This is a genomic window from Mycobacterium sp. E3298, from assembly GCF_001666895.1.
GTDB lineage: Bacteria > Actinomycetota > Actinomycetes > Mycobacteriales > Mycobacteriaceae > Mycobacterium.
The window spans coordinates 1-1810 of the sequence record NZ_LZJB01000150.1 but is presented as its reverse complement, the minus strand read 5'-3'; the positions used below and the strand labels follow the sequence as shown (position 1 = coordinate 1810).

General features: G+C 59.8%; 2 protein-coding genes. One reads left to right on the top strand and one right to left on the bottom strand.

What is annotated here, in order from left to right:
• A partial coding sequence (locus A9X05_RS06830; protein ID WP_156736531.1) for a glycosyltransferase occupies positions 1-1002 on the top strand: 1002 nt, incomplete at its 5' end.
• A 239-nt stretch (positions 1003-1241) separates the two neighbouring features.
• Here A9X05_RS06830 and A9X05_RS06825 read toward each other — a convergent pair.
• The coding region (locus tag A9X05_RS06825; protein WP_231978276.1) for a hypothetical protein at positions 1242-1810 on the bottom strand (569 nt) is incomplete at its 5' end.

The following is a 1810-nucleotide window of genomic DNA, read 5'->3' as shown; positions in this document are numbered from 1 at the left end:
CAGACGCTCGCCGGGCTCGAGATCGTCGTCGTCGACGACGGCTCGACGGACCGTTCGGCGGAGATTATCGCCGGCTATGTTCGGGCCAACCCGCGCATCATCGCCATCCGCCAGGAGAATGAAGGCTTAAGCGGAGCCCGCAACACCGGCTTGGCCGCCGCTTCCGGGCATTATGTCGGCTTCGTCGACTCCGACGATTGGGCGGATCCCGATATGTTCCGCATCCTGCTCGACCGCATCCTGGAGACGGACGCCGACCTGTGCGCCTGCGACTTCAGCATGGCCTTCGACGACCGGACGATCCCCGGCACCCTGCGATGCCCCGCCGCGACGATCTCCGTCGAGGCGTACGGAATCGACACGTACTGGCTGGAAAAGACATTCTCGACGGCCGTCTGGAACAAGCTGTACAAGAAGAGCATACTGGACGCGCACGGCGTCCGCTTCGAATCGAAGAAGGACATCTTCAGCGAGGACGTGCTGTTCAATCTCTATTACCTGCTGCATACGCGCACCGTCGCCTCGGTGACGGACTCCCTCTATTTTTACTATCAGCGCAGCGGATCGTTGATTCACAGCCACAAGCCGGATTTTCTCAAAAAGGAGCTCACGCTCATTCAAAAATTCCAGGATTATTACGCGCCCTATCCCGAGCGGGGCCGCGCGGAGGCCATGATGGCCGGTCTTCTGTTCGACCGCATGCTTGCGATCTGCATGGGCCATCTGTCCGACGGCCGGAAGCTCGGCAGCCTGCGGAGCGACCTGCGCTACGCCGGCGGGTTCGACTTCTTCTCCGCCGGCATGCGCAGCATCGCCCGCAACAGGCGGACCTGGCTCCCGCTGCGGGGCTTTGCATTTTTAGCTTCGCGCAAGCAATACCGGCTGAGCGCCTGCTATCTCCTGCTGTACGACCTCGCCGCGCGCGCCAAGCGGCGCGTGCGGGCGCTCCTGCGACGCCATGCCGCGGCGCCGGATCCGAGTTCCGCTGCAGCCGAATGGTAGTCGCAGAAAACGGGTAAGGCGCGGCCTAGCGCGCCAGCCTCAAAAGTACGGCCGAGCAACAAGAGAGATCGCCGAATTCCGGCGATCTCTCTTGTTTGCATCTATCCTCGATTCCTGCGTTTGTACCGTTCTCTGCTGTCCATCCTAACCCAACGCTAGAATTCCTTTCTTTCCAGCGCTTTTGCCTTCGATCCTTCGCTCGATCCTTCGCCGACTCTTCACTTTGATCTTGCTTACTTCTATCCCATCGCTTCTATGTTGTTCGCTTCTATGTTGTTCGCTCCTATCTTGTTCGCTTCCATGTTGTGCTCTTCCATCTTATTCGTATCAACTCTGCTCGCCTCTTCACGCCGCAATCTCCGGCTTTCCAAGCCTTTTTTCAGCTTGGTCGCGACATAGTACGCCTTCAGATAGCAGCCTGCGAGCAGGAACCATCTGCGGGCGTTGAGCCGTGCAAAGCCCCGAAGCGGCAGCCAGGTATCCTTATCCCTCGCAATCTTCCGCATGCTGGCGTCGAAGAAGGCATGTCCGCCCGCCTGTACCAGGTCCGCCCGCAAGCGTCGAAGTCCCTGCCCGCTCTCCAGGTTGTGCAGGCTGTTGTCCAGTACGCGGTCGAACAGGAGGCCCATCGTCATGTTATCGGTTTTCTCCCGGTCCTCGTAGGTGTCGTAGTAGGCTCTGAACTTCTCGACGAGCGTCAGCTCCTTCTGCAGGTAATCGGGCCTGAAGCTGTGCGTGAGCGAGCCCCCGCGTTGATAGTAGTTGTAGAACGACCCGGGCACGGCTGTCACGGTACGGGTATGCAGCA